At 63.5% G+C, this 20,430-nt stretch carries 22 protein-coding genes and 2 pseudogenes; 11 read left to right on the top strand and 13 right to left on the bottom strand.

Going from position 1 to position 20,430, the window contains the following annotated elements:
- The first annotated feature begins 3 nt into the window (after nt 1–3).
- The 4 genes from O7A70_RS02115 to O7A70_RS02100 all read left to right on the top strand — a co-directional run bounded on the left by O7A70_RS02115 (nt 4) and on the right by O7A70_RS02100 (nt 3,890).
- Nucleotides 4–1,674, top strand: coding sequence for a nitrite/sulfite reductase (locus O7A70_RS02115; RefSeq protein ID WP_337138820.1), 1,671 nt, complete (start codon nt 4–6; stop codon nt 1,672–1,674).
- On the top strand, nt 1,649–2,413 hold the full coding sequence (locus tag O7A70_RS02110) for a phosphoadenylyl-sulfate reductase (RefSeq protein WP_337138819.1): 765 nt from the start codon (nt 1,649–1,651) through the stop codon (nt 2,411–2,413). The genes O7A70_RS02115 and O7A70_RS02110 overlap by 26 nt, the downstream gene beginning before the upstream one ends.
- 163 nt (nt 2,414–2,576) lie before the next feature.
- Nucleotides 2,577–3,110, top strand: coding sequence for a DUF934 domain-containing protein (locus O7A70_RS02105; protein WP_337138818.1), 534 nt, complete (start codon nt 2,577–2,579; stop codon nt 3,108–3,110).
- A 159-nt stretch (nt 3,111–3,269) separates the two neighbouring features.
- On the top strand, nt 3,270–3,890 hold the full coding sequence (locus O7A70_RS02100) for a DJ-1/PfpI family protein (protein WP_140503003.1): 621 nt from the start codon (nt 3,270–3,272) through the stop codon (nt 3,888–3,890).
- Nucleotides 3,891–4,003: 113 nt separating this feature from the next.
- Here O7A70_RS02100 and O7A70_RS02095 read toward each other — a convergent pair whose 3' ends face one another.
- Both O7A70_RS02095 and O7A70_RS02090 read right to left on the bottom strand, forming a co-directional pair.
- Complete coding sequence (locus O7A70_RS02095; protein WP_337138817.1) at nt 4,004–5,026, bottom strand: fatty acid desaturase; 1,023 nt, start codon at nt 5,024–5,026, stop codon at nt 4,004–4,006.
- A 79-nt stretch (nt 5,027–5,105) separates the two neighbouring features.
- Nucleotides 5,106–5,315 (bottom strand): hypothetical protein, encoded by a 210-nt coding sequence (locus tag O7A70_RS02090; RefSeq protein ID WP_027143052.1) that lies wholly within the window; start codon nt 5,313–5,315, stop codon nt 5,106–5,108.
- A gap of 238 nt (nt 5,316–5,553) precedes the next feature.
- Between O7A70_RS02090 and grpE the strand changes: the two genes are divergently transcribed.
- Both grpE and O7A70_RS02080 read left to right on the top strand, forming a co-directional pair.
- Complete coding sequence (gene grpE / locus O7A70_RS02085) at nt 5,554–6,186, top strand: nucleotide exchange factor GrpE (RefSeq protein WP_337138816.1); 633 nt, start codon at nt 5,554–5,556, stop codon at nt 6,184–6,186.
- Nucleotides 6,187–6,297: 111 nt separating this feature from the next.
- Nucleotides 6,298–6,930, top strand: coding sequence for a trimeric intracellular cation channel family protein (locus O7A70_RS02080; protein ID WP_337138815.1), 633 nt, complete (start codon nt 6,298–6,300; stop codon nt 6,928–6,930).
- A 189-nt stretch (nt 6,931–7,119) separates the two neighbouring features.
- Here O7A70_RS02080 and O7A70_RS02075 read toward each other — a convergent pair whose 3' ends face one another.
- The 7 genes from O7A70_RS02075 to O7A70_RS02045 all read right to left on the bottom strand — a co-directional run bounded on the left by O7A70_RS02075 (nt 7,120) and on the right by O7A70_RS02045 (nt 14,758).
- Entirely contained in the window at nt 7,120–7,995 is an 876-nt protein-coding gene (locus tag O7A70_RS02075; RefSeq protein ID WP_032935138.1) for a GNAT family N-acetyltransferase, read from the bottom strand.
- Between the two features lie 242 nt (nt 7,996–8,237).
- Nucleotides 8,238–10,547 (bottom strand): hybrid sensor histidine kinase/response regulator, encoded by a 2,310-nt coding sequence (locus O7A70_RS02070; RefSeq protein WP_337138814.1) that lies wholly within the window; start codon nt 10,545–10,547, stop codon nt 8,238–8,240.
- 144 nt (nt 10,548–10,691) lie between these two features.
- Nucleotides 10,692–11,681, bottom strand: a complete 990-nt coding sequence (acuI, locus tag O7A70_RS02065) for an acrylyl-CoA reductase (NADPH) (RefSeq protein WP_337138813.1) — start codon at nt 11,679–11,681, stop codon at nt 10,692–10,694.
- A gap of 57 nt (nt 11,682–11,738) precedes the next feature.
- A complete protein-coding gene (gene lspA, locus O7A70_RS02060) occupies nt 11,739–12,221 on the bottom strand; it encodes a signal peptidase II (protein ID WP_337138812.1) in 483 nt (160 codons plus the stop codon).
- A 13-nt stretch (nt 12,222–12,234) separates the two neighbouring features.
- Nucleotides 12,235–13,092, bottom strand: coding sequence for a TrmH family RNA methyltransferase (locus O7A70_RS02055; protein WP_127279744.1), 858 nt, complete (start codon nt 13,090–13,092; stop codon nt 12,235–12,237).
- A gap of 1 nt (nt 13,093) precedes the next feature.
- Nucleotides 13,094–14,182, bottom strand: a complete 1,089-nt coding sequence (locus tag O7A70_RS02050) for a class I SAM-dependent rRNA methyltransferase (protein WP_337138811.1) — start codon at nt 14,180–14,182, stop codon at nt 13,094–13,096.
- 90 nt (nt 14,183–14,272) lie between these two features.
- Complete coding sequence (locus tag O7A70_RS02045) at nt 14,273–14,758, bottom strand: DUF1772 domain-containing protein (RefSeq protein WP_337138810.1); 486 nt, start codon at nt 14,756–14,758, stop codon at nt 14,273–14,275.
- Nucleotides 14,759–14,857: 99 nt separating this feature from the next.
- Between O7A70_RS02045 and O7A70_RS02040 the strand changes: the two are divergent.
- A pseudogene (locus tag O7A70_RS02040) lies at nt 14,858–14,941 on the top strand (transcriptional regulator); the annotation flags it as partial.
- A 26-nt stretch (nt 14,942–14,967) separates the two neighbouring features.
- Nucleotides 14,968–15,111: pseudogene (locus O7A70_RS02035) on the top strand (EVE domain-containing protein); the annotation flags it as partial.
- On the opposite strand, the gene O7A70_RS02030 reads toward O7A70_RS02035, so the two are convergent.
- The 4 genes from O7A70_RS02030 to sppA form a co-directional block, all read right to left on the bottom strand.
- Nucleotides 15,099–16,082, bottom strand: a complete 984-nt coding sequence (locus tag O7A70_RS02030) for an ornithine cyclodeaminase family protein (protein WP_337138809.1) — start codon at nt 16,080–16,082, stop codon at nt 15,099–15,101. The pseudogene O7A70_RS02035 and the gene O7A70_RS02030 overlap by 13 nt on opposite strands.
- Before the next feature lie 37 nt (nt 16,083–16,119).
- A complete protein-coding gene (locus O7A70_RS02025; protein WP_337138808.1) occupies nt 16,120–16,473 on the bottom strand; it encodes a DUF1049 domain-containing protein in 354 nt (117 codons plus the stop codon).
- Between the two features lie 40 nt (nt 16,474–16,513).
- A complete protein-coding gene (locus O7A70_RS02020) occupies nt 16,514–16,798 on the bottom strand; it encodes an integration host factor subunit beta (RefSeq protein WP_006200394.1) in 285 nt (94 codons plus the stop codon).
- 79 nt (nt 16,799–16,877) lie between these two features.
- Nucleotides 16,878–17,834: a signal peptide peptidase SppA gene (sppA, locus tag O7A70_RS02015; RefSeq protein WP_027143041.1), complete on the bottom strand. Its 957-nt coding sequence runs from the start codon at nt 17,832–17,834 to the stop codon at nt 16,878–16,880.
- 353 nt (nt 17,835–18,187) lie between these two features.
- On the opposite strand from sppA, the gene lptC reads away from it, so the two are divergent.
- The 3 genes from lptC to lptB are packed head-to-tail and all read left to right on the top strand — an operon-like array spanning nt 18,188 to nt 20,314.
- Nucleotides 18,188–18,901, top strand: coding sequence for an LPS export ABC transporter periplasmic protein LptC (lptC, locus tag O7A70_RS02010; protein ID WP_337105443.1), 714 nt, complete (start codon nt 18,188–18,190; stop codon nt 18,899–18,901).
- Nucleotides 18,888–19,496: an LptA/OstA family protein gene (locus O7A70_RS02005; RefSeq protein WP_337105444.1), complete on the top strand. Its 609-nt coding sequence runs from the start codon at nt 18,888–18,890 to the stop codon at nt 19,494–19,496. Before lptC ends, O7A70_RS02005 begins: the two co-directional genes overlap by 14 nt.
- Complete coding sequence (lptB, locus tag O7A70_RS02000) at nt 19,496–20,314, top strand: LPS export ABC transporter ATP-binding protein (RefSeq protein WP_027143038.1); 819 nt, start codon at nt 19,496–19,498, stop codon at nt 20,312–20,314. Before O7A70_RS02005 ends, lptB begins: the two co-directional genes overlap by 1 nt.
- The last annotated feature ends 116 nt before the right edge of the window (nt 20,315–20,430 follow it).

Here is a 20,430-nt window from a genome sequence, read left to right as displayed (position 1 = left end):
AGTATGTACCGTTACGATGAGTTCGATCACGATTTTGTCCAGGCCCGCGTTGCCGAGTTCAGCGACCAGGTCAAGCGCCGGCTGTCCGGCGAGATCACCGAGGACCAGTTCCGGCCGCTCAGGCTGATGAACGGCGTCTATCTGCAGCTGCACGCCTATATGCTGCGCATCGCCGTGCCCTATGGCACGCTGAACGGCAAGCAGCTGCGCATGCTGGGCCACATCGCCCGCAAATACGACAAGGGCTACGGCCACTTCACCACGCGCCAGAATATCCAGTTCAACTGGCCGGCGTTGTCGGACATTCCGGCGATCCTGGCGGACCTGGCCAGCGTGGAGATGCACGCCATCCAGACCAGCGGCAATTGCATCCGCAATGTGACCGCCGACCATTTTGCAGGCGCGGCCGCCGACGAGGTCGCCGATCCGCGTCCCTATGCGGAAATCCTGCGGCAATGGTCGTCGGTGCATCCGGAATTCTCGTTCCTGCCGCGCAAGTTCAAGATCGCGGTGACGGGAGCCGAGCGCGACCGAGCCGCCATCCAGACGCATGACATCGGCCTGCACCTCAAGAAAAACGCCGCCGGCGAGCTCGGCTTCGCCGTCTATGTCGGTGGCGGCCAGGGCCGCACGCCGATGGTGGCGAGGAAGATCCGCGACTTCCTGCCGGAAGCCGACCTTCTGTCCTACTGCACGGCGATCCTGCGCGTTTACAATCTCTATGGCCGCCGCGACAACAAGTATAAAGCGCGCATCAAGATCCTGGTCCACGAGACCGGCGCCGAGGAAATCACCCGCCAGGTCGAGGCCGAGTGGCAGGAGTTGAAGGACGCGGAGCTGAAGCTGCCGGAAGCCGACATTCGCGCCATCGAGGCCTATTTCGCCCCGCCGGCGCTGATCGGGCGGCCGGACGGCGACACGGCGGTCAAGGTGGCGCGGCTGGATTCCAAGGGCTTTTCTGACTGGCTCGACCAGAACGTGGTGACGCACCGCCACCCCGACTACGCAGCGGTGACGATCTCACTCAAGGGTATCGGCGAGGTGCCGGGCGATGCGACCGACAGCCAGATGGAAGCGGTCGCCGACATCGCCGAAAAATACGCGTTCGACGAGCTTCGCGTCAGCCACGAGCAGAACCTGATCCTGCCGCATGTGGCGCGCGCCGACCTCAAGACGGTCTATGACGCGCTGGTCGACATCGGGCTGGCGACGGCCAATTCCAACCTGATCTCGGACATCATCTCGTGCCCGGGTCTTGACTATTGCGCGCTGGCGACCGCGCGCTCGATCCCGATCGCACAGGAAATCTCGCAACGCTTCGCTTCGCTGGAGCGGCAGCGCGAGATCGGCGAGCTGAAGCTGAAGATCTCCGGCTGCATCAATGCCTGCGGCCACCACCATGTCGGCCATATCGGTATCCTGGGTGTCGAGAAGAAGGGCTCCGAACTCTACCAGGTGACGCTCGGCGGTTCGGCCGACGAAAACACCTCCGTCGGCGAGATCATCGGCCGCGGCTTCTCGTCGGACGAAATCACCGACGCCATCGAGACGATCGTCGATACCTATCTCGGCCTTCGGCTCAACCCACACGAAATATTCATCGACGCCTACCGCCGTGTCGGTCCCGCGCCGTTCAAGGAGGCGCTCTATGCTGGCGAAGCCAAGGCCGCTTGACCATACCGTCGACGTCGAGGACGGCGCCGCCGCCAAGGCGGCGGGGTTTGACGCGCTCTACGGTCATCTCAGTCCGATCGAGATCATCGAACGATCGGCCGATGAGCTGTTTCACGACGAGATCGCCGCCGTGTCTTCGTTCGGCGCGGATTCGGCGGTGCTGCTGCACATGATCGCCAAGATCGACCGCACGCTGCCGGTCGTTTTCCTCGATACCGGCAAGCACTTCGAGGAGACGCTCGGCTATCGCGACGCGCTGGTCGCCGATTTCGGGCTGACCAACATCCGGGTCATCAAGCCCGACGAAGCGGCGCTCGAACGGATCGACCCAACCGGCAATCTGCACCAGAACAACACCGATGCCTGCTGCGACGTGCGCAAGGTCGAGCCGCTGGCACGCGGCATCGCACCCTTCCGCGCCTGGTTCACAGGCCGCAAGCGCTTCCAGGCCTCGACGCGGGCCGCACTTCCGGTGTTCGAGGCGGTCGGCCCGCGCATCCGCATCAATCCGCTGGCGCGCTGGACGACGTCGGATCAGGCCGGCTACATGCGCGCGCATGCGCTGCGCGAAAATCCACTGGTCGCCTATGGCTATCTGTCGATCGGCTGCTTTCCCTGCACGCAGCCCGTGCAGCCGGGCGAGGACGCGCGCAGCGGCCGCTGGGCAGGCCATGCCAAGACCGAGTGCGGCATTCACCTGTCGGGACTGGAAGTGTCGCTGACCGACGCATCACTATAGGGTATGTTGCAATTCGGCCGGCCTGCAAACCGCCACTTCCTGCGCTTCCGGTGCTCACGTACTTCAAGTACGCTCCGCTCCGGTTCTCGGAAGCAGCCGTTCTCGACGCGGCCTGACCTGAATTTCAACACACCCTTGAGCGCTTCGAATTTTGGGAATTTTGATGACTGAACCGACGACACCGGAGACTCGGCTCTGGACCCCGGAGGGTTTTCGCGAGGACGAGTGGACCCATGCCGAAAGCGCCGATGCGCTTTCCGGTAATGGCCGCTTCATCCTGCCGCTGCAAGCGTTCCTCGACCTCGACCCGGAGGTGCGCCGCTCGGCGAAGGAGCGGCTCGGCGTCCTGCTGCAGCCCGGCGATCAGCTCGAGAAGATCGCCGACCTGCTCGACCAGCTGTCGCTGGTGGCGCTGGCCTTCCCGGCCTTCGGCGACGGCCGCTCCTTCTCCAAAGGCGAACTGCTACGCAGCCGCTATCATTTCACGGGCGCGCTGCGTGCCACCGGGCAGGTTCTGGTCGACCCGTTGCCGCATATGCTGCGGCTTGGCTTCGACGAGTTCGAGATCTCGAATCCAGTGCTCTTGAAGCGTCTGGAAGAGGGCCGCACCGGCGGGTTGGGGCTTTACTACCAGCCGGCCGCCATAGCGGAGCCCAAGGTTTCGAAATATTCCTGGCGCCGAGTTCGCAGCAGCTGACGCGTTTTTTACGAAGGGCCCAAAGCTCTCGCAATCGAGGAAGACGCAAACTGGTCGTACCAATTGTGCGATTTGCGCTTTTCCTTACGTGATCCTGCCCTTAGGATAATGCTGTTATTTCGCGACGCGAAATAATGGCCACAAAGGGAGGAACCGGGAATGGCTGGCAAGAAGATATTGATGCTCGTTGGCGAGTTCAGCGAGGAATATGAAATTTTTGTCTTTGAACAGGCCATGCACGCCGTCGGCCACACCGTGCATGTCGTCTGCCCCGACAAGAAGGCTGGTGATGTGCTGAAGACATCGCTGCACGATTTCGAAGGCCACCAGACCTACACCGAAAAGCCCGGTCACGATTACATCCTCAACAAGACGTTTTCCGACGTGGATCCGGCCCAATACGATGCCGTCTACGCGGCGGGTGGCCGCGGTCCGGAATACATCCGCATCGACAAGCGCGTGCAGGCGCTGGTGCGACACTTCCATGAGACAGGCAAGCCGATCTTCACCATCTGCCATGGCGTGCAGATCCTGATTGCGGTCGACGGCGTGGTGCGGGGCAGGGAAGTGGCGGCGCTTCACTATTGCGAGCCGGAGGTGACGCTGGCGGGCGGCATCTATATCGACGTCGCGCCGAACGGAGCCCATGTCGACGGCAATCTCGTTTCGGCCAAGGGCTGGCCGGGCCTGTCCAATTTCATCCGCGAATGCCTGAAGGTGCTGGGCACTGAGATCCGCCATGGCGAGATCCTGATGCGCGACGAGCGGCAGGCGGCCTGAGGCTTTGGGAGCTGGCTGGACGGTTGAGAAGCTTTGCGCTGCCTCTCATCCGGCCCTTGGGCATTGTTCGAAAAGCCAAGCAATTGGCTTTTCGTCCGCTGCGCGAACCGCGCCTACAGCGCCGCGTGTGCCTCGCGGAACGATATCAGCTTGCTGCGGCTTTCGTCCCACAAGGCCAGTTTGACGCAGCGCAGGCTCTCGAGCAGCGTGACGCGGCCGATACCGCGCAACTCGGGATAGTCCCGCAGCACTTCCTGCAGCCGGTAGCCGGGCACCCTGGCGGAGAGGTGGTGGACGTGGTGAACGCCGATATTGCCGGTGAGCCAATTCAGCACCGGCGGCAGGTCGTAGTAGGACGAGCCGTGCAGCGCGGCGTGCTGGAACTCCCATTCCCCATCCTTCGCCCACTCGGTCTCCTCGAATTGGTGCTGGACATAGAACAGCCAGATGCCGGCCGAACCGGCGAGAATGACGATCGGCAGATGGACAATCAGGAACGCGCCGGGACCGATGACCCAGATGAGGATGGCCGCGGCAAGCGCGATGCCAAGATTGGTGGTCATTGATGAAACCCATGGCGTCAGGCCGCCGCGCATCATGCCGACGGGCAGCCTTTGCGAGAAGATGAACAGCCAGATCGGCCCCAGGCCGAACATCACCAGAGGGTGGCGGTAGAGACGATAGGCCAGACGACCACGCCAGGACATCCGGCGGTACTCGGCGACCGTCAACGTTCTGATGTCGCCCATGCCGCGCTCGTCGAGATTGCCGGCACTGGCATGATGCGTGGCATGGGCGCGCCGCCAGCAGTCGTAAGGCGTCAGCGTCAGGATGCCCAGTGCGCGGCCGATCCAGTCGTCGGCATGGCGATTGGCAAAGAAGGAGCCATGGCCGCAATCGTGCTGGATCATGAAAATCCGCACCAGGAATCCGGCCGCGGGCAGGATGAGGATCAGTCCCCACCAATGACCATAGGCATAGGCCGCGGAAGACAGAGCCCACAGCGTGGCGAAGGGAATGAGGGTGATGGCGAGTTCAAGTGCGCTTCGTCGCCTGTCAGGCTTCTTGTAGCGCGCCAGGATCTTGAGCCAGGCGCGCTTGCTATTGGCCGCCGCTTCGGGGGAAATCATGTTCATCAGGAAGCATAGGCGGGGTGCGCCGCCACCGCAAGCCGATGATCACGTAAAGTTACTGTGCGTAATTGTCGCGTAGGGCCTAGTCGATCCTCACTGCCCGTCGCCAGCCGACGTCGCCATCCTCGACCCTGTCGAGGTGGTCGAGCAATTGCCCGAAGCGGTCCGGGATGTCGGTTTCGGTGCGGAAGGCTGGCAAGGTGCGCAGAAAGCGCTTCATCGCCTCGGCGCCGATCTGGCGCCGAACCTCCGCAGCGAGCCTTTCTGTTTTTTCGAGCTTGTTGCGGGTCATCGATTCAAATCCTGCGTCGGGTCCCAAACTCCTCCAGCGACGGAATGGTTCCCGCATCACGGCCTTGTGGCAAGCAAAGCCGGCAAGCACGGTAAAATTTGAATTAAAATCGGACTACCGCCTTGGTGCCTTCCAGGTCCGGTGAAAGGTCGTTACGGTCGCTTTCCCCTTGATTTTTGGCCTGCGAAGCTCGATATCGGGCACAAATCCACACCATTCGAGATGACGGGAAACGGCGATGAGCGACCAGGCAAAAGACGAACGCGCGCCCAGTGAAGCCGGGGCGGCCGAGGCCAATGTCGAGCGCACGGAAGGCAGCATCGATGGCGACTATGAAGCGCTTGTGCGGCTGCTGAAGGAAAACGAAGAGCTGAAGGACCGCGCACTACGCGTCGCGGCCGAGATGGAGAACCTGCGCCGCCGCACCGCTCGCGACGTGCACGACGCGCGCACCTATGCGGTGGCGAATTTTGCCCGTGACATGCTGTCGGTGTCGGACAATCTGCGCCGCGCCCTGGATGCCATTCCCGCCGAGGCCAAGGCGTCGGGGGATGCCGGCTTCAAGGCGCTGATCGAAGGCGTCGATCTGACCGAGCGCGCCATGCTGTCGGCGCTGGAACGGCATGGAGTCAAGAAACTCGCTCCGGAAGGCGAGAAGTTCGATCCCAATTTCCACCAGGCGATGTTCGAAGTTCCCAATCCCGATGTCCCGGCCAACACCGTGGTCCAGGTCGTGCAGCCGGGCTATTCGATCGGCGAGCGAGTGCTGCGCCCAGCCATGGTCGGCGTCGCCAAGGGCGGCCCGAAAATCGCGGCCGACGCGCCGGTCGAGCCAGGGCCGGTCAATGAGCAGGCCGAGAAGGATGCGTGAGGATAGTGAGTAGTGAGTAGCGAATAGGGAGTAGGGGCTGACACTAAGCTGCGGCTTCGTGCTATTGCCCTACCTGCTACTCACTACCCACTACTCACTATTCGCTCACCCATGAACCCCATCGCCCTTCTCGACTATGCCGGCGTTGCCGTCTTCGCGGCGACAGGGGCGTTGGCGGCGTCGCGCAAACAGCTCGACATCATCGGCTTCCTGTTCCTGGCCAGCGTCACCGGTATCGGCGGCGGCACGCTTCGCGACGTCATCCTCAATCTGCCGGTTTTCTGGGTCGCCAACTCCAGCTACGTGCTGATCTGCGCGGCGGTCGCGGTGCTGGTGTTCTTTGTCGCGCACCGTGTCGAATCCCGCTGGAAGTGGCTGCTCTGGCTCGACGCCATCGGGTTGGCCGCTTTTTCGGTGATGGGTGCGGCCAAGGGCCTGGCCATTACCGGTTCGCCGGTCGTTTCCGTCATCACCGGCGTGCTCACCGCCACGTCGGGCGGCATCTTGCGCGATCTGTTGGCGGGTGAACCCTCGGTGCTGCTGAGGCCGGAGATCTATGTTACGGCCGCTCTCGCGGGCGCTGCAATCTTCACGGCTGGCGATGTCACAGGATTGCCGCCCATCGTTTCAGAGCTGGCCGGCTTCGCCGCGGCATTCGCGGTGCGCGGCGGTGCGCTCCGTTTCGGCTGGACCTTTCCATCCTACAAGACCCGGCCCGGCCGGCGGCCGGAAGACATTCCGTGAAAAGAAGGGAATAGCGAGTAGTGAGTAGTGAGTAGTGAGTAGCGAATAGGGGTTGGCAGCCTACACGCCTGCGGCATAACTCTCGCTATTCGCTATTCGCTATTCGCTATTCGCTATTCGCTATTCGCTATTCGCTATTCGCTATTCGCTATTCGCTATTCGCTATTCGCTATTCGCTATTCGCTAGCGTCACGCGGCGAAGCGCTGCGCTTCCCCGCCATAATAATTGACGTAGCGTGCGCCGATCTCCTTGACCGGCATCACGACGAAAATGTCGACCGTGGAGAATTCGCGGTCGATGACGCAACCATCGCCGATGCGAGCGCCTACCCGCAGATAGCCCTTGACCAGAGGTGGCATCGCCGCGATCGCCGCCTTGGTGTTGACCGCCTCGATCGGCATCAGGTCCATGGAGCAATAGCGTTCGGACACAGCCCGCACGTCCCAGGCCGAGTTTGTGCGGCAATGATGGGCGAGATAGGTGAGCGCCTCGGCATGCGCCGCAGGCACGGTGCCGTGGAATGAGGCACAACCGGTCATCACGCCGATTTCGTAATGATTGATATAGGCCCAGATGCCTTGCCACAGCGCCTCGATGGTGCGCTTCGAACGGTATTCGGGTAAAACACAAGAGCGGCCGAGTTCGAGGAAACGCTGGCCGGGATGACGGGCGATGAGCTTGGTCAGCTCGAATTCGCCTTCGGAATAGAAGCCGCCGGCGGTTGCTGCGATTTCTTGCCGCAGCAAGCGATAGGTGCCGACGATGCGGCGGTGCTCAGGGCCGGAAAGCGTGGTATCGAGGACGAGCAGATGGTCGCAGAGCGGGTCGAAACGGTCGGCGTCGCGGCGATCCTGCGCCTGGAACAGATCCTTCCTGGCGCCAAGCTCATCATAAAATACACGGTAACGCACTTCCTGCGCGGCAGCGATCTCGGCCTCGTTGCGGGCAAGCCGCACTTCGAGGTTGCCGATACGGCCGAGCGCTGCGCCTTTTATGACGGAATCGACATTACGTCCGGCGAGCAAGGCGCTGCTGGCGTTCGGCCGAGTGTCACATTCCGGCATAACTGTATGCACGAGTGATTCTCCTTCGAGCCATCCCTCTTGGCACGGGGATACGGTGTAGGTGCAACAGGATTGTGACAGTACCGTGATACGGCGTCGCGGGCAATACTTCGTCGGCTGGCGAAAGCGGTCAACCGGCTATGTTGCGTCACAAGGCCCCAGGTGCGTCGTGTTCGCGGGCGCCGAAACCGGGCTGCTTTTTTTTGGTGGTCTTCGTCAGCCACGCACCGGGAAAAGGCGGCTCAAGCGGCGACCTGGCCTTCGACGGCGCTGACCAGCGCCTCGGGGTCAAGCGGCTTGGTGACGAAGCCGCTGGCGCCGTGGGCAAGCACCGCATGGCGGGTCTTTTCCTGGCTATCGGCCGACAGCACCATGATCGGCACGGGCGGCACGGATGTCTCCTCCTCATGGCGACGAATCGCGGCAATGGCGTCCAGCCCGTCCATGACCGGCATATGCAGATCCATCAGCACCACGTCGAAACGGCGGTTGTGGCCGGCGCCAGTGACCGCCTCGACGGCGGCCTTGCCATTGCCGACCACCTTGACGCGATGCCCGGCCTTCAGCAGCGTTGCACGGGCCAGCATGGCATTGATGTCGTTGTCCTCGGCGATCAGCACGGACAGGCCCTGCTGGCGTTCGCCTGACGCACGAAGCGCCGGTGCGCGTCGTTTTTCCGGCTGCGGCGGGGCAAGGACCGGTGCGTGGCTGCTCAAAAGAACACGCAAGAGTGTTCCTCCGCGCACTGGCCGGGCAAGGAATGTCGCGTAGCCGCTGCCGCGAAACTCGCCAAGCATGCCGCGGTCGGTGGGGGCAATGAGCGTGATGGCTTCGCAATTGGCGAACCCATGTTGACGAAGCCGCTTGAGCAGTCTTCCGTCACTCTCTTCCAGGGCCGCGTCGACCAGAAGCACGTCGCAGCCGTCGGCAAAGGAAGCGGCCTGAGCCACGGTGGTGGCCATGCCGGCCGCGCCGCCATTGGCGCGGATGGTGCGGGCGATGGCGTCGGCCTCGACGGTGTTCTTGGACAGGATCACGGCGCGTCGCCCGGCAAGCGCGTTCAACCGGCCCTGCGGCGGCTCGGTGGCCGATATGGCGGGAATTTCGAAGATGAATTCCGATCCCTGGCCAAGCCGGCTGGAAACCGAAATCGCGCCGCCCATAGCGGCCACCAGGCGCTTGGAGATGGCAAGTCCCAGTCCGGCACCGCCATGCGGGCGCGTCGAGGTGCCGTCGGCCTGCTCGAATTCCTCGAAGATGCGCTCCATGTCCTCGTCGCGCAGGCCGGGACCGGTATCGGCGATGGTGAAGCAGATGCGGTCGGTGGTCTCGGTGCGGGCGCGCGCGACGCTGACCAGAACGCCGCCGCTGTCGGTGAACTTGATGGCGTTGCCGATGAGGTTGAGCAGCACCTGCCTGACCCGGCCCGGATCGGCTGTGATCAATTGCGGCACATCCGGTTCGACATGGCAGCCGAGGCCAATATTCTTGGCGAAGGCGCGTGCGGCCATCAATTCGATGATGTTGTCGGCGATCTCGCGCACGGACATCGGCTGCGGTTCGGGATCGAAGCGTCCGGCCTCGATCTTGGAATAGTCGAGCAGGTCCTCGATCAGGGCAAGCAAGGCGCTGGCCGAAGTCGAGATGGCGCCGACATAGGTCTGCTGCTCCGGCGACAGCCTGGTGTCGGCGAGCAGTCTGGCCATGCCCATGATGCCGTTCATCGGCGTGCGGATCTCATGGCTGACCGTGGCGAGGAAGCGCGACTTGGCCTGGCTTGCGAACTCAGCGCGCTCGCGCGCGGTGATCATGGACGATTCGGCGCGCTTGCGTGCGGTGATGTCGCGGGCTATGGCGCGATGCGAGACGGCATTGCTGTCCTTGTCGCGCACCGACAGCTCGATCCACGAAAACCAGCGCGGGCCGGTCGGCGTACGGATTTCAACGTCGGTGGAACTCAGGCATTCATGGTCGGAGAAAGCGGCATCAGGAACGATACCGACCTCGATGCCGAGCTCGGCCAGCGTCTTGCCGGCAAGGTCGCGCTGATCGGTTTCGACAAGGTCGGCGAACACCTTGTTGGCATAGACGATGTAACCGTCGCGGTCGCGATGGATGACGAGGTCGCCGAGCGCGTCGATGAGACCGCGAAAGCGCTCCTCGCTTTCCTGCATCTCCCACATGCGGTCGGCCAGCGTCTCGATCTCGGCGCGGTTGCGGGCGGTGGTTTCGTCGAGCATGACGGTATTGCGGCGCACGCTGCGTCTGGCGTGCAGATGCATGGCCAGGCCGGCAAGGCCGGTTGCCAGCAACGCCACGCTGATGAAGGCCGGCGCCCCGGTCAGGTAGGAGAGGCCTGCCAGCGCCATGACAACGAAGGTCAGGATCGGCAGGCCTTGCCGCCTGGCCGGTTGCTGATCGGGCACCAGCGGCGGCGCGGCGATAAACCGCCGCGCGGACGCCGGCGCTCGCGCCGGTGCCGCATCGATGTCGTCACCTGCATCGATATCGTCGCCTGCGTCGACCTGTTGGCTGTCGGATTCCGCGATCATGCGAAATCCTTTGCCAGACAGAGATTATGGAAAATTGCGGGGGATCGTTCGAATTTTAGCGGATTGGGCGTTTTTGCCTCGGCGGCGACGGATTTGCCAGCCGATGTGGCAATTCCGTCCGGCGCCCGCGACCCCTGAGATGGGTCACATGTCGACGACGACGCGGCCGCGGATCTTGCCATCGACGATGTCGTGTGCCGCATCGATGATGCCGTCGAACCCGATGGTCGTGGACAGGCTGGCGAGCTTGTCGACATCGAGATCGGCACCGATGCGCCGCCACGCCTCGAGGCGTACGGCCTTCGGCGCCATCACCGAATCGATGCCGAGCAGGGAGACGCCACGCAGGATGAAGGGGGCGACGCTCGACGGCAGATCCATGCCGCCGGCCAGGCCGCAGGCGGCGACCGCGCCGCCATAGGAGGTCATCGACAGGACGTTGGCCAGCGTGTGACTGCCGACCGAATCGATGCCGCCGGCCCAACGCTCCTTGGCCAGCGGCTTGGCAGGCTGGTTGAGCTCGTCGCGCGATATCACTTCGGCGGCGCCGAGGTTGATCAGATAAGGGCTTTCGGCATTGCGGCCGGTTGAGGCAATGACATGGTAGCCGAGGCTGGACAGGATCGAGACCGCGATCGAACCGACGCCGCCGGCGGCGCCCGTAACCACGACAGGGCCGCGATCGGGCAGGATGCCGTGCCGCTCCAGGGCCATGACGCAAAGCATGGCCGTGTAGCCGGCGGTGCCGACCGCCATGGCATCATGCGCGCTCATGCCTTCTGGCAGAGGCACCAGCCAGTCGCCCTTCACGCGGGCGCGCCCGGCATAGGCGCCGAAATGGGTTTCGCCAACGCCCCAGCCATTCAGGATGGCCTTGTCGCCCTTGCGCCAGTCGGGATTGGAAGAGGAGATGACGGTGCCGGCAAGGTCGATGCCCGGCACCAGCGGCCATCGGCGGATCACCGGCGCCTTGCCCGAGATGGCCAGCCCATCCTTGTAGTTCACCGTCGTCGCCTCGACCGCGATGGTAACGTCACCCTCCATCAGATCGGCGTCGGTGAGATCAGTCACGGCGACCGACTGTTTTTTCTCGGCATCGCGCGAAACGAGGATGGCTTTGAAGGTTTCGGACATCTTTCTCTCTCCGCGAACTTGCTTGGCGTGTGACTGTGCGGCGATGGCAGCGTAGGGTCAATCGTTCGAAGGCGTGGGTTCACGCCGCCAGCCGATGAGTTCATCGAGGACGACCAGCGCCGCGCCCACGGAAATGAAGGCGTCCGCAAGGTTGAAGACGGCGAAGGACCAGACCGGCGTGTGGAACAGGATGTAATCGATGACATGGCCGTAGACGGCACGGTCGATCAGATTGCCCAGCGCGCCGCCGATGATCAGGGCAAAGCCGATGCGGGCGATGACATGGCCCGATGGCGTGCGCGTGGCGAGGTAAAGCACGAAGGCGACGACCAGCACGGCGATGACCACGAGGCCGGTGTCGCCGAAGGAGGAGAACATCGAGAAGGCGATGCCGGTGTTATAGGTGCGAAACAGCGCCAGGAAGGGCAGGAGGTCGAGCTTTTCCTGGAAGGGCAGGCCGGCCTCGACCAGTGCCTTTATCCATTGGTCGAGCGCGATGGCCACGATGACGAGCAGCGCGTAGGGAGACCATGATTTCACGATTGGGCAATCCTCATTGCTGGTCCGGGATTGGTTCGAGTTTCAGCGCGCCGCGCCTGATCTCGAACAGCATGATGCCGGTGGCGACCGCGAGGTTGAGCGAATCGGCACGGCCCGCCTGCGGAATCCTGAGTAGCCTGTCGCAGCTTGCCGCCAGGCTTTCGGGCAAGCCCTGCTGCTCGTTGCCCATCATCAGCAGCACCGGCCCGCGGGAGAAATCGACCGAGCGGTAGTCGACCGCGCCTTTCAGATGCGTGCCGGCGACGAGACCCGAAAAGCCGCCGCGCCAGGCCAGGAATGCCTCGGTCGTTGCCTTCGCCACCGGAACGGCGAAAATGGAACCCATGGTGGCGCGTACAGTTTCCACAGAAAACGGATCGGTGGTATCGCCGACCAGAATGACGCCCTTGGCGCCGACGGCGTCGACGGTGCGGATGACGGTGCCGAGGTTGCCTGGATCGCGCACCCGGTCGAGCGCCACCCAAACATCGCCATTGTCGGCACGGATGTCCTTCAGGGCCAGGAATTTTTGCGAGAAGACGCCGACCACCATTTGCGGATTGTCGCGGCGGGTGATGGCGACAAGCACCTTTTCCGATACTTCGAGCACGGTGCCGCCGGCGGCAACCGTGCGCGCCGCGACCTTTTCCACGGCCGCGTTGCCGCGTCCGGCCTTGGCGAAAACAAGCGTCCTGATCTGCCAGCCCAAATCGAGCGCATCGATGACCAGCTTCAGCCCTTCGGCCATGAAGGCGTTCTGCTGGTCGCGGAATTTCTTCAAGGCAAGTGCCTTGATGTCCTTGACCAGCGGATTGGCAAGGCTGGTGACTTCCTTCACCTGGCCTGGTGCGCCGGCATGCCGTTCGTTCATGTCAGGCCACCCAGCGCGAAAACAGTGAAGTCGAAAGCGCCCGGCCGGCGGACTTTTCACGGATGATCAGCTCACCCGATTCAACCTTGCCGCCCATGCCGGCAAAGGTGTCGCGCATCAGAGCGTGGATGGCGAAGAAGGAGGCACGGATCGAATAGGCGGTCAGCACCACGGCAAGCGGTTTTGGGGTCAGGATCGAGCGACAGAGGTCCGTCAAATCAGGCAGGTCCTCGAACAACTGCCACACTTCGCCCTTGGGGCCGCGGCCATAGGCCGGCGGGTCGAAGAGGATGATGTCGTAGCGGCTGCCGCGACGCTCCTCGCGTTCGGCGAACTTCACCGCGTCGTCGACGATCCAGCGGATCGGCTTGGCGCCAAGACCGGCCATCTCCTGGTTTTCGCGCGCCCAGCCGATCGCCTTCTTCGAGGCGTCGACATGGGTGACCTCCGCACCCGCGCGCGCGGCCATCAGCGAGGCAAGGCCGGTATAGCCGAACAGGTTGAGCACCTTGACGGGGCGCCTGGCCGCCGCGATCAGGTCCGCCATATGGTCCCAGTGCGAGGCCTGCTCGGGAAAGACGCCGACATGGCGAAACGAGGTGAAACGGCCGAGATAGTCGATGCCGTCATGCTTCATCGGCCAGGTTTCGCCGAGCGGTGTCTTGGGAAAACGCCAGCGGCCGATGCCCTCCTCGTCGGTGTCTCCCGTAAAGATCGCGTCGGCCCGCTCCCAGTCCCTTGCCGGCAGGGCCTTCTGCCAGATCGCCTGGCCCTCGGGCCGCACGATGCGGTAGGGACCGTATTGTTCAAGCTTTTGGCCGGCACCGCTGTCGAGCAGCGCGTAATCCGCGTTGGGAGCTACTTCGAGGATTACCGGAAGGTGCTCAGCCGGCAGCGCGCCTTCGCGGCGGGTGAGGATGCGCTGCGCGGATTTCGGCTCGAACTGGTTTTCCGGTTTCACATTGTGTTGTTCGCGCGGCCTGGCATCTGGCTTGACCGCGGAACGATCCTCGGCCTGGCGCGGCTGTACGGTCCCGCTCTTCGCTGGGTGCGGTCGGCCGTCGCGGCGTTTGTCGCGAAAAGACTTCAAGAGGCAGCTTCTCCGGCGGTTCGGCCCGCTTCTGCCACAGCTATGCCCATCGGCGCAACAAACCCGCGCGACATTGCGGTTGCGGATGGCTCAGCCACGCCCGATCGAAAGGAGGGCGACAACCAGCGAAACGAAGCCGACAGCCTTGGCCGCCGTGACGGCCATGTGGCCGGTCTCCCAGCGCAGCCGTATGGCTTCGAAATTGTCCGGAATCGGGCCCGGCACCCAGGTGGCGAGAACGTTATTGGCCGGTTTGACGAGAACGAACCAAAGCACCAGGGATAGCGCATAGAGCAAGGTGGCGCCGAGTGCGAACCAGAACGCCGGCCGATCCTCTCGCAGCAACCATGCGAGCAGTCCCGGGCAGGCGACCGCCGCGACATCCAGCGGCGCGCCAATGATAGCGAAGAGCAGGAACTGCCCGTTGAAAACGGTGGCCTCGCGCCAAAGCGCCGGGGACCACCGGGTGAGCCGGGGCGCCGATTCCAGGACATGGGCGAAGGACGGCCCGAGGCTGAGCGCAGCGATCGTGGCGGTCAAGACAGACCAGAAGAGCAGGAAGCCATATAGTCGCATGACGCGACAACGGTTCCGGGCCGAAGCCGTTCCGAACCGTCGCCACTTGCCGTTGCCTCAGCGCTGGCTTTATCGTTTACCACTCCCGGATAGCCGTCCATGTCCCGTTCCGAACGCCTGCTTGACCTGATCCAGTCGCTGCGCCGGCACCGCCGGCCGATGGGCGGGCAAGCATTGGCCGACGGAGAACAGGCCAATGGGGAACAGAAATGAGCGAGCATTGGATCGCGGTAGCGTCGGTCGACCATGTCCGGCGCGGCCGGCAAGGCGGCTTCATGCAGGTCAACCACGGCAGGGCGGCACCGCTGCACCGCGTCAGGCCTGGCGACGGCATCGTCTATTACTCGCCGACCACCGATTGGCCCCTGAGCGCCTTGTAGACGGCAATGCCGGCCGCCAAGTCCTCGAGTGCCGCGCCAACCGACTTGAACAGCGTGATCTCGTCAGGGCTGCCGCGGCCTTCCCTTTGGCCGCGCGCCAGTTCGTGCAGGTCGGCGACGATGGCTTCCGGCTTCAGCACGCCGGAGGCCAGTGGCTGGACGATGTCGCCGGCCTCCTTGGTGGCGCCGGCGCGTGTGTCGACATAGACGCGGGCGCGCATGATCGCGTCGTCATCGCTTTCGCGCATCGTCGGGGTGAAGCCGCCAACCAGATCGACATGGGTTCCCGGCCGCAGAAGCGCACCCTTGATCAGCGGCGTGGTGGTGATTGTCGCCGAGGAGACTATGTCGGCTTGGCCAAGCTCGGTATCGAGATCGGTCGCCGCGCTGGCCGCGAAGCCCTCGGCGCGCAGATCGGCCGCGACTTTCTCGGCGTTGGCCGAGGTGCGGTTCCAGATGCGGATGGTCTTGATTGGCCGCACGGCGCTGTGCGCCTTGGCCAGGAAGGGTGACAGCGCGCCGGCGCCGACCACCAGCAGCCGCGAGGCATCGCCGCGGGCGAGATAGGACGCCGCGAGCGCCGAGGCGCAGGCCGTGCGCCACTGCGTCAGCCGCTGGCCGTCGATCAGCGCTTCCGGTTCGCCGGTGCCGCCGTCGAGCAGGAGGTAGAGCCCCATCACGGCGGGCTTGCCGATGGTGTTGTTGTCGGGCGAGACGGTGACGATCTTGACGCCGATATGGCCGCCGGCGGAACCGCCCGCGGCTTGAAAGTCGGTCCAGGCCGGCATCAGCAGCAGGGTCGACGCCGCACCGTCAGGCCTTTCGACCGCGTGATGATGCCTGACCGGCTGCACTGCGCCCTCGCGAAATGCCGTGCGCAGCGTCTCGACCAGTCCAGGAAAGGTCAGCGCACGATCGACCTCGGCGGCCGAAATGGTCAGCATGAAAGGCTCCGTGAAAAGAAATGCGCCGGCCGTCGCTTCAATTGGTGGGCTTCGGCAATGCTGACCCTGGGGCCGCCCCTTGGACCGGCGCTTGCGGCACTGAAGGCGCGCGGACCGCCTGGCGCAGGTTTTCCGCCTCGATGCCGCGCTGGCGCGCCAGCTTGCGGTAGCGGCCCTGCTTGACCCAGGTCGCCAGGCTGCCGACGACCATGCCGACGGCGAGCGCCAGGAACAGGAAAATAAACAGCGGCAAGGTCAGCGTCAGCTTCGGATTGCCGGGATTGAACGGGTCCAGCGTGAAGGCGACGAGTTCGCGGTTGGCGACGGCCAAAGCGATCAGGATGATCGCCAGGGGCACGAAGATCACGATAAGTATGAAGCGGTTGAGCATGATATTTTCCGTCGCAAGCGGGCCGGGACAAGCCGTCCGGCTACTTGCCGCCGTTCAGTCTTTCACGCAGTTCCTTGCCGGTCTTGAAGAACGGCACCCATTTCTCCTCGACCTCGACGGATTCGCCGGTGCGCGGGTTGCGGCCGGTGCGGGCAGGTCGGTTCTTCACCGAAAAAGCGCCGAAACCGCGCAATTCGACCCGGTTGCCCTCCGCAAGCGCGTCAGTGATTTCATCGAAGATCGCGCCGACGATGTTTTCGACGTCGCGCAGGAAAAGATGCGGATTGCGCGTGGCAATAATCTGCACAAGCTCGGACTTGATCATCAGACGGGTCCCCGTGAAAGCAGTTCGGCCAAAATTATCAGGATGATTTTATTTGCTTTTTCAGCTGTCCCAACGCGTCTCAAGGGTGCCAGACGGAAACGAGACCGTCAAGAAACAAGCGGTCGGCGCCAAGTTCATGGATGACGTCGCCGCCGGAGTCCGGCAGGCCGAGCGCGCCGGCGACCGTGCGTGCCATCGCCTTCGACCACAGGAAACCGCCGCGCCGTTCCGTGTCTTTCCACTCGACCACCTTGAGTTTGGCATCGACACCCTTGGTCGCCAGCCAGTCGATCGCCACGGACTCGCCGCCGACGGCGTCGATCAGCCCGTTGGCAACACCCTGGCGGCCGGTGAAGATCGAACCGTCGGCGAGCGCCAGCGCCTGTTCGTGGGTCATCTTGCGGCGTTCCGCGACGATGCCGACGAACCAGTCGTAGCTGTCCAGGATGAGCTTGCGGACCATGGCGCGTTCGTCGTCATTGGTCGGCTTGAAGGGCGAGGGTGAGGCTTTCAGCGGCGAGGATTTCACCTCCTCCAGCTTGACGCCGAGCTTGTCCATCAGGCCGCTGACGTCGGGATACTGGATCAGCACGCCGATCGAGCCGACGATCGAGGTTTTGCGGGCGACGATATGGTCGGCGGCACTGGCGATCATGTAGCCCGCCGACGCGGCGAGCGTGCCGACCTCGGCCACGACAGGCTTGTCGGCGGCGAGCTTGCGCACCTCCTCGTAGATCGACTCCCCGCCGACGGTCGTGCCGCCAGGAGAATCGACCACCAGGATCACGCCTTTTACTTTCGGCGACTGGCGGATGGTCTCCAGCCGCTTGATCAGTTCGTCGTCCTCGGTGATGGTGCCTTCGACCCTGACCTTGGCGATGTGGTCGACGGCAGAGCCCCCGAAATCGTCGCCATAGAACCAGGTCGACAGCGCAATCACGCCGAGCGCCACGATGCCAAAGGCCGCAACACGCCAGAAAGTCAGTTTGCGCCGCAAGCGGCGGCGGTCGATCAGGTCGTCGGCTCTCAATGCCATCGTCAGCCTCACAGTCAGCGGGAAGAGACGCTTTTAGACCATGATGTCTTCATCGGGAAGCAGTTCCGTCCCGCACATGGCGCGGCAATCCGCCCGCGACGGTCCATATGCTGTCTTTTTTGTGACTGGCCTATGCGAGCGATGCAAGGTAAGTGCGAAGAACTTCAGTGATGAAAAAAGACGCAAGGGCGTCTATTTCTGCTATGAAGCACTGGCTGTTGCGCTGACCCGGTTTTGTTTGTGCACGGCAGCTGTCACATTTTTGCGGTTTTCGTCGGCTTGTGCTTGCGTGAGGGCGCTGGCGTCCCACCTATAGGCGGGGCTCCTGGGCAGGGTTTTGGAAGAAAGCAGTCATGTTAGCGCGACCGAATGAACAGACCAGCCCGGAGACGGAGTTGGCTCCCCCGGCGGATGGCTGGACGCGGGGCGAAGCTTTCGACCGCGCCCAGCGTCATTCGCGCCGCGTGCGCGTGCTCAAATTCGCCGTGCCCTTGGCCGCGGCGTTGATCGCCGTGGCCTTCCCGGTCTACTCCTATTTCGCCGCGCCCGTCTCCGTCGCGGTGCAGGCCGAAGGCACCGCCTTCTCCAACGGCAAGCTGGTGATGGCCAATCCCAAACTCAACGGTTTCACCAAGCAGAAGCAGCCTTATTCGATGACGGCGCTGCGGGCGATACAGGATGTGAGCACGCAAGGCATCATCGAACTCGAAGGCATCGACGCCAAGGTGCCGATCGCGCCCGACAATGTCGCGGCGGTAAAAGCCTCGCACGGTACCTACGATCGCGACGGCAACACGATGAAGCTGAACAGCGACGTGACCATCACCACGACCGACGGCATGCAGGCCAAGTTCAAATCGGTCTTCCTCGACATGGGCAAAGGCACTATGAAGACGGATGATCCCGTCGATGTCAGCCGTGGCGGGTCGCAGATCAGGGCGGATTCGATGTCGGTCCAGGACAATGGCAAGATCCTGGTGTTCGAGAACAAAGTTCGTGTCAATATCGATCCCGCCGTTCTGAAGGCGGCTGAGGCAAAGGGCGAAGAAGCGAATGTGGGTCAATAGTTCGACACGGCTTGCGGCCGCAACTTCGGCGCTGTTCCTGCTAAGCTTGGCGCCGTCGCTGGCGCAGTCGGGGGCGGCCAGTCAGGTGTCGGGTCTCAAACTGGCCGGCGACAAGCCGATCCAGATCGAAAGCGACAAGCTGGAAGTCCACCAGGCCGACAGTGTCGCCATCTTCACGGGCAACGTCACCGTCGTCCAGGGGCCGACGCTGATGAAGGCCGGCAAGATGATGGTCTACTACGTCAAGGATCCCAACGCGGGCGCGAAGGGGGCCGAAGCCGCCGGGGCGGCAGCCATGACCGGCTCGGCCAACATCGATCACCTGGAGATCTCCGACAAGGTCTACATCAAGTCGGATCAGCAGGTCGCGACCGGCGATCAGGGCAGCTTCGACATGAAGAGCCAGGTGCTTGTGCTTTCGGGCAAAAAGGTCGTCCTGTCGCAAAACGACAATGTCCTGGTCGGCTGCAAGCTCACCGTGCAGATGAAAAGCGGGCTGGCCCAGGTCGACCCATGCGCCGGGCAGCGCGTGCAGATGTCGATCACGCCCCCGCCGAAATCGGATGCGTCGAAATCGGGAGCGACGAACCCCTGATGGCCAGCCTGTCGTCGCTGACGGCGCGTCTTCCGGGACGGGCCGCAGGCAAGCTTTCGGCTCCGGCCGCGATCACCGTCGACAAGGCGAAGTTCAAGGGAACCTTGATCGCCAAGGGCCTGACCAAGAGCTACAAGGGCCGCAAGGTCGTCAGCGGCGTCACGCTGGGCGTGCGCGCTGGCGAAGCCGTCGGGCTGCTCGGCCCCAACGGCGCCGGCAAGACGACCTGTTTCTACATGGTCACCGGCCTGGTGCCGGTGGATGAAGGCACGATCGAGATCGACGGCTTCGACGTCACCTCGATGCCAATGTATCGCCGCGCGCGCCTCGGCATCGGCTATCTGCCACAGGAGGCCTCGATCTTCCGCGGCCTCAATGTCGAACAGAACATCCGCGCCGTGCTCGAAGTGGTCGAAAAGGACCGCAAGGTTCGCGAGCGCAGCCTCGACGAACTGCTCGAGGAATTTCACATCAGCCATCTGCGCAAGGCGCCGTCCATGTCGCTCTCGGGCGGCGAAAGGCGGCGCCTGGAAATCGCGCGCGCGCTGGCGACGCGCCCGGCCTATATGCTGCTCGACGAACCCTTCGCGGGCATCGATCCGATCGCCGTTGCCGACATCCAGCAATTGGTGCGTCACCTGACGGCGCGGGGCATCGGTGTCCTCATCACCGACCACAATGTGCGTGAGACGCTCGGCCTCATCGACCGTGCCTATATCATCCATGCCGGCCAGGTGCTGACCCATGGCCGCGCCGACGAAGTGGTGGCAAATCCCGACGTGCGGCGGCTTTATCTCGGCGAGGGCTTCACGCTCTGAGACGTTCGCTGTCTGAAACAGCGAACCGCCCCCGTCTCTTTTCACGGAATTCCGATCGGAAAGCCATTTTTTCCCGGCTCCTGGAATCGCTCTCAGCGTGAAATTTGTTTCCTGAT

Origin of the sequence: Mesorhizobium sp. Cs1299R1N1, from assembly GCF_037179655.1 — a bacterium.
GTDB lineage: Bacteria > Pseudomonadota > Alphaproteobacteria > Rhizobiales > Rhizobiaceae > Mesorhizobium > Mesorhizobium salmacidum.
The sequence above is the reverse complement of the archived record's forward strand: the minus strand, read 5'-3'. Positions and strand labels throughout refer to the sequence as shown.